This window comes from Klebsiella sp. MS 92-3, assembly GCF_000195655.1.
Classification (GTDB): domain Bacteria; phylum Pseudomonadota; class Gammaproteobacteria; order Enterobacterales; family Enterobacteriaceae; genus Klebsiella; species Klebsiella pneumoniae.
In genome coordinates this window covers 13,295-20,308 of sequence record NZ_GL882853.1, presented here as the reverse complement: position 1 = coordinate 20,308, position 7,014 = coordinate 13,295, and the positions used below count along the sequence as shown (strand labels likewise).

Sequence of the window (7,014 nt, the reverse complement as noted above, 5' to 3'; positions counted from 1 at the left end):
GGTATCACACCCTGTCGCCGGGAAAATTAATCTTGCGAGTCAGATGAGGGGAGCAAAACCGGATTAAGGCAGCTTTCGTAATATTTCTGAATCTCTTCCATACGCTGACGATGGCGTTGATAACGACGCAGGGCCTGCACGGCGTGGTAAGCCATGCACCCCACCATTGACAGCAGCAGCAGGGTGATGCCCAGATAACGCCACAGGCCGCTGCGGTCGGGGATGCGATGCAGGTTGATATGCTGCGTGCCGTTGGCGTCAGTAAACAGGTTGGTAACGATACCTTCGGCATGGAAGGGGGTATGCATGAGCATACCGGCCAGCCGCCGCAGTTCGCCCCACTGCTCATGGGCCGGATAATCATACAGACTCACCGCCGGCCACGGCTGATTGACCAGTACGCTGCCCTCATCGCTGGCGATAAGAAAACCGCCGGGAGCCGGGCTGTTCAGCGCCTGCGCGGCCCGCGAGGTTTCGCGTATCACAAAGGGCGCGGTTGAGGTGGTCACCAGATTCTCCAGCGACTCGGCGCTGACCGGCCGCAGCAGCACGTTCACGCCATCCAGCTTGCCGGCGGTGGCGCGCTTGGTTAACGTTTCCCAGTTACGGGTATTGCCAAGATTGACCAACGCATTCTTCAGCCGCAGGCAATCATCCTTTGCCGAGCAGAGATCGTTAGTTTTCTGCACGATATCGCCGAAATCATCCAGTAGCACCATGCCTGATTTCTGAATGGCGGAGCGTAGGGCAGGGCTGACGCGGGAATCATCGTCGGTTTCCGGGTGCAGCTGGCGCTGGACGGACTGCATCAGGGCGGTCGCTTTGCTGACAATGTCAGACTCCGGCAGCGGCAGAGGAGGGGCGTCGTTCCACACAATCTGTGAACAATCGAAAGGCAGGAACGGCGAATCCTCTTTGGCGGACCAACTGCCCGGCGTGCGGATATTACACATCCCGGTACCGGTCAGGCGCAGCGTATCGCCAATGCGCACATGGGCTTTTTCCAGCTGGCTGACGGTAGTGGCTTCAATCGTTTGCGCGCCCTTGAGCCACGACAGGGTGAACTTAAACGGCATATTCAACGGTACGCTGGCCCACAGCATAATCACCACCACCAGGGCGCCGGCGGCGATAATCGCGCTGCGTAGCCAGTACTGCAGCGGGAAGTTTTTCACTTCATCATGAAGCGACAGGTAGCGTCCCTGACGGGCCACGTGGCGGTTGAGATAGATATCAATATCGGTCTGCTGCCCCAGGTCCTGGGCAATCCAGGGTTGCCAGTGGCGCGGATAGATGAGATCGATAATGCCCAGCGAGATGTTATTGATCTGCTCCTGATCGTTTTCGCCAAACAATCCCCAGCGCTTAGGGACGCCCCGCAGGCAATGGATTTCGCGCAGCGCGGCGCGACGCGGCGGGGCATAAATCCCCCACAGTCCGGCGGCGAGCAGCAACAAACCTGCGGCGACCAGCCAGGGGGTAAAGACAGCTGGCCCAATCAGGCTGAAATAAAAGAACAGAAAGGAGGCGACGATCAGGATCGCTTCGCGCAGCCCGTCCGGGCGATTCAGAGCGTGTTCTTCAGGCGTTTCCCGACGGATCTGCCGCAACTCTACCTGCTCGCTCTCTTCGCCGCGAATGGAGGCCTGGGTGGCCGAAGCGCGTTCCAGGGCGTAGCTTTGCGCTTCCTGGCGATAGTCGCTCAGGCTATGACCGTTAAGGGTGATAACCAGCGGCAGGCTGTCGGTGGGGATCAGCTCGACGCTGTTTTCATCGTTGATATGCTGTTCCCAGAACGGCGGCAGATGAACTTCAACCGAATCGAGGAAATAGCGCCATTTATTCGGCGCGTCGGTGGTGATCCCGTAGCGGGTGATGGCGCGTGTCACCGCATAGACGGTATCACTCTGTTCGTTCAGCGCCAGAGCGACAGGCGCGCTGGTCGCACCGGACGCCGGCACCTGCTGGGCGTGGCTCAACTCGGCAACATACTTCTCAATAGCCTGGCGCTCATCCGCAGGAAGCTGCCGCGTGGTAGCGTCGCTAAAGGCGTGCAGTAGGGGGAGTCGGCGGCGTCTGGCGTGAGCGCGATACCACCATCCGATGAGCAATACGCAGATTAGCAGAGCTGTAAGGAATATCAGAAAGGTGCCCATGCCCATCCCATCAAAGTTATTTTTTTCTTACGAAATCGTCGGTGAACGTGAAGACTAACGTCAAGCTGCAGTGTTAGCGGCGCACCTGCTTACAGGGTAGTGAATATGTCATGCAGCAGCGCACAAGCTTACCAAAAACGTTAAAGCGCAGAAATCGGTAAATTCTCAAAGCGAATTCAAGCTATTGACTTTTTTATCTTTATTACTTTTCCCCCTGCAGGGAAAAGGTTACAACTCTGTAAATAAGTAGCAATTTGGATTGCCGAAAGCGTGTTGCGTATCGCACAATGACTGCTTAATCACAGCATAGACCGATGACAATGAGCAAATCATTACAAAAACCCACCATTCTCAATGTTGAAACTGTCGCCCGTTCGCGCCTCTTTAATGTCGAAAGCGTCGATCTGGAGTTCAGCAACGGTGTGCGTCGCGTTTATGAACGTATGCGGCCTTCCACCCGTGAAGCGGTGATGATTGTGCCGATTGTGGATGATCACATTATTTTGATTCGTGAGTATGCCGTGGGGACGGAGTCCTACGAGCTGGGCTTCTCCAAAGGGCTGATTGATCCAGGTGAAACCGTGGATGAAGCGGCCAATCGCGAGCTGAAAGAAGAGGTTGGCTATGGCGCCAATAAGCTGACGTTTTTGAAGAAGCTCAGTATGGCCCCCTCCTACTTCTCCAGCAAAATGAATATCATGGTGGCGGAAGATCTCTATCCGGAGTCACTGCCGGGCGATGAACCTGAGCCGCTACCGCAGGTGCGCTGGCCGCTGGCGCAGCTGATGTCGCTGCTGGATGAAGAAGATTTTAACGAGGCCCGTAACGTCAGCGCGCTGTTTTTAGTGCGGGAATGGCTGCAGGCCCAGGGCCGACTCTGAACGAGCGTCCACGCTAAGCAGCAATAAAAAAGCGCCCGCAGGCGCTTTTTTTGTCAGAACAATTCGTGGGTTTCACCGCCGCCGTCAGTCAGGGTGGTGCCCACCTCACGGACTGCCTGCTGGGTGGGCTGGGTTCCTTCAATAAAGTACTCCGCCCGGCTATTGCCCCCGTTCGCCAACTGACCGGTGCTGCGGTCGATATTCACCGTGACGATACCCGGCGGCGGAGTTAACGGTTCTTCCGGAACGCCTTCCAGCACGCTCTTCATAAAGCTGTCCCAGGCCGGCTGGGCGCTTTTGGCACCGCCTTCATAGCCAGAGATCTGATCTTTAATCGCTCCGGAGGCGGTGGTCCGGCCAAGATCGCGACGATGATCGTCAAAGCCGATCCAAACCGAGGTCACCACGCCCGGTCCGTAGCCTGAGAACCAGGCGTCCTTCGAGCTGTTGGTGGTCCCGGTTTTCCCACCGATGTCATGCCGCTGCAGATCGCGTCCGGCGCGCCAGCCGGTGCCCATCCAGCCCGGCTCGCCAAAGATGTTGCTGTTCAGCGCGCTCTTGATCAGGAAGGCCAGCGGTGTGTTAATCACATGCGGCGCGTATTCCTGTGCGCCGCTCTGCGCGACCAGCGACTGGTTGGCCTGCTCCAGCTGCGGCTGCGGCGGCACGTTGCCATTCTGCGGTTCCGCGGAGGTGGCGACATCTTCCACATCCTTGTTTTCCAGCACGTTGGATTTTGGCGTATCGCCGTAAATTACCGGTAAATCACACTGCGGACAGGCAATTTTCGGACGCTCCTCGAAGAGGACCCCGCCCTGATCGTTCTCAATCTTACTGATAAAGAAAGGATTGACCAGGAAGCCGCCGTTGGCCATCACCGAATAACCGCGAGCGACCTGCAGGGGCGTAAAGGAGGCTGAGCCCAGCGCCAACGATTCCGTGTGGACAATGTTCTGCGCCGGGAAGCCAAAGCGCTGCAGATACTCGGCGGCGTAGTCTACGCCCATGGCGCGCATAGCGCGCACCATCACCACGTTTTTCGACTGCCCCAGGCCCTGGCGTAAACGAATCGGACCGGCATACTGCGGCGGCGAGTTCTTCGGCCGCCAGTCGGAACCTGCGCCCGCATCCCAGCGCGAGATCGGCACATCGTTGAGCATACTTGCCAGCGTTAAGCCTTTATCCATCGCGGCGGTATAGAGGAACGGTTTAATGTTGGAGCCGACCTGGCGCAGCGCCTGGGTGGCGCGGTTGAATTTGCTCTGGTTAAAGTCAAACCCGCCGACAAGGGCAATAATCGCGCCGTTTTGCGGGTTAATGGAGACCAGCGCTGAGTTGACGTCCGGGAGCTGGGACAGCCACCAGCTGTCACCCACCTTGCGTACCCAGATCTGCTGCCCGGCCTGCACAACGTCGTTGACTTTACGCGGGGTCGCCCCTTGCTGCGTATCAGAGATAAAGCGACGGGCCCAGCGCACGCCCTCCATCGTCAGCGAAACGGAGTCGCCGTTAGCCAACAGCGCGACAGCCTCCTGGGCATTCGCGGAGGTGACCACCGCCGGGAAAAGCGGACCGTAGCCAGACTGACGCTTCAGCGAATCGACGATCTTCTTCGTCTCCCACGGCGTTTCGCCGACTTTCCACAGTACGCTGGCCGGGCCGCGGTAGCCGTGACGCATATCGTAATCCAGCACGTTATTGCGTACCGCCTGCTGGGCCGCCTGCTGGTTTTTACGGGTAATGGTGGTGTAGACCCGATAACCGTCTTCGTAGGCCTGCTCGCCGTAGCGATTCACCATCTCCTGGCGCACCATTTCACTCAGGTAAGGGGCGGAGAAGGCGATTTTCGGCGCGTGATAGCTGGCGTCGATGGGTTCGCTGCGCGCCTCATCGTATTGCGCCTGGGTGATGTACCCTTCGCTCAGCATACGCGACAGCACCACGTTGCGACGGGCGGTCGCGCGATCCATCGAATAGAGCGGGTTAAAAGTGGAAGGCGCTTTCGGCAGACCGGCAATCACCGCCATCTCACTCAGGGTCAGTTGGTCGATAGGTTTGCCAAAATAGACCTGCGCCGCGGCGCCGACGCCATAGGCGCGGTAGCCGAGGTAGATCTTGTTCAGATACAGCTCAAGGATTTCATCTTTATTCAGCAACTGCTCGATGCGGATGGCCAGAAAGGCCTCTTTAATCTTACGCATCAACGTCTTCTCGGGGCTGAGAAAGAAGTTACGCGCTAACTGCTGGGTGATAGTGCTGGCGCCCTGGGAGGCGTGCCCTGAAAACATCGCCACGCTGGCGGCGCGGAAAATACCTACCGGATCGACGCCGTGGTGCTCATAGAAGCGGCTGTCTTCGGTGGCGATAAACGCTTTCACCAGCTCGGGGGGAATTTGCTGCAACGTCACAGGGATACGGCGCTTTTCGCCGTACTGCGCAATAAGCTCACCGTCGGCGCTATAGACCTGCATCGGGATCTGCAAACGCACATCCTTCAGGGTTGCGACGTCGGGGAGTTGCGGCTCTATGTATTTGTAGAGGCCAAAAATCGAGCCTGCTCCCAGCAGTACGCAACAGACTGCAAGGATCAATAGATACTTTACGAACTTCACCGGTGTTTTCCCATTTAGTTTTATTTGGGCAGTTTATAAACAAACGCGCGGTAGTATAAAGGCAAGCCAGGTGCATTGATATAGCCGGGCAGTTTTGCCGGATAAGGAGATCGTAAGCATGGCTTTCAGAAACTGGCGGCTTGGAATGCATATCCAACAGGATAGCATTGCCATTGTCGCGCTATTGCATGAACGTTCACACTGGGCGCTGCGCCGCTGGTGGCGTATCCCATTGCCGCCGGGGCTGGTACGTCAGGGAATGGTGGCGGACGTCAGCGCACTCGGTTCGCGGCTGGCCGCCTGGCGGCGGGAGCTACCGGCGCAGCATCAGGTTAGTATCGCCTTTCCCGCGGTGCGCACACTGCAAAAGCGTCTTCCATATCCCCAGTTCGCCCTGCGGGAGCGGGAACAGGCGACGTGGGTAGCCAGCGCCATGAGCCAGCAGCTGGCAATGCCTGCCTCCGCGCTATGTATTGATTATGCCCCCACCTCGCGGGATGACGGCTGGCAGGTTACGGCGGCGCAGCGGCTGGATATCAATGTTCTGCGGGAGCTGGCAGGGCGGCTGCGGCTGCGGGTGGCGGCCATCGTACCGGATGCCAGTGCGCTCGGCGCCTTTTTCCCCTGGATGACTGCGGCAGACCAGGGCCTGGCGTGGCGGGATGAAAAGCACTGGCTGTGGGCGACCCGTGAGGCCTGGGGCAGCGACGCCTGCGCTGATGTCGGGTCCTTAAGCCAGCTGGCGGGGCAGCTTCAGATTCCGCTGCGCCTGTGTATTGACGCGGGCGATGAGGCCAGTCGCTTTGATGTCTGGCAAGTGATTCACCGTCGGCAGCCCCCGCTGCCAGCCGATGGCGATCGTTACGCCATTGCCCTTGGGCTGGCGCTGGGAGGCGGGCGGCATGACGCATGTCGTTAATCTTCTTCCCTGGCGCGACCTGCGTCGCCGCCAGCGCCTGCGCTACGTCCTGTTGTTAACCATCGGCATTGTGCTGCTGGGCGGGATGGGCCTGCTGGTGAGCCGAACGGCGCGTCTGCAGCGCGACTTCCTGGCGACGCTTCACACGACGGCCGACGCGCAGCTGCTCGCCTCGCTTAAGCAGCGCGAGCAGGCGATGCGTGAGGCGTGGCAGCAGCATCAACGGCAGCGCCAGCAGTACCAGCGCAGATCGGCGATCGCCGCCTGGCAACCCAGGCTGCAGGCGCTGGCGGCAGATCTGCCCGCGCAGGCGTGGCTGACGCGGCTGGAGTACCAGGGCGTACTCCTCACGCTGGACGGCCTGGCCCTTAACCTGCAGGCGCTAACCAGCGTGGAGGCTGCGCTGACTCGCGTCGCGGGATTCGCGCCGGCAAAAGCCGGCGGGA

5 protein-coding genes are annotated in these 7,014 nt (G+C 59.1%); 3 read left to right on the top strand and 2 right to left on the bottom strand.

Annotation, left to right across the window (positions count from 1 at the left end):
• Positions 1 to 26: 26 nt before the first annotated feature.
• Positions 27 to 2,156 carry an intracellular growth attenuator family protein gene (locus HMPREF9538_RS04815; protein ID WP_004174025.1) on the bottom strand — a complete coding sequence of 710 codons (2,130 nt, stop codon included), beginning with the start codon at positions 2,154 to 2,156 and terminating at the stop codon, positions 27 to 29.
• Between the two features lie 320 nt (positions 2,157 to 2,476).
• On the opposite strand from HMPREF9538_RS04815, the gene nudE reads away from it, so the two are divergent.
• The gene (gene nudE / locus HMPREF9538_RS04820; RefSeq protein WP_002920321.1) at positions 2,477 to 3,037 is read left to right on the top strand and encodes an ADP compounds hydrolase NudE; all 561 of its coding nucleotides are present in this window, start codon (positions 2,477 to 2,479) and stop codon (positions 3,035 to 3,037) included.
• Between the two features lie 53 nt (positions 3,038 to 3,090).
• On the opposite strand, the gene mrcA is transcribed toward nudE, so the two are convergent.
• Entirely contained in the window at positions 3,091 to 5,649 is a 2,559-nt protein-coding gene (gene mrcA / locus HMPREF9538_RS04825; protein WP_004185951.1) for a peptidoglycan glycosyltransferase/peptidoglycan DD-transpeptidase MrcA, read from the bottom strand.
• 118 nt (positions 5,650 to 5,767) lie between these two features.
• Between mrcA and HMPREF9538_RS04830 the strand changes: the two genes are divergently transcribed.
• Both HMPREF9538_RS04830 and HMPREF9538_RS04835 read left to right on the top strand, forming a co-directional pair.
• A complete protein-coding gene (locus HMPREF9538_RS04830; protein ID WP_004174027.1) occupies positions 5,768 to 6,568 on the top strand; it encodes a hypothetical protein in 801 nt (266 codons plus the stop codon).
• Positions 6,552 to 7,014 (top strand): PilN domain-containing protein (locus HMPREF9538_RS04835; RefSeq protein WP_009486054.1); only part of this gene is annotated, 463 nt, incomplete at its 3' end. The genes HMPREF9538_RS04830 and HMPREF9538_RS04835, both read left to right, overlap by 17 nt.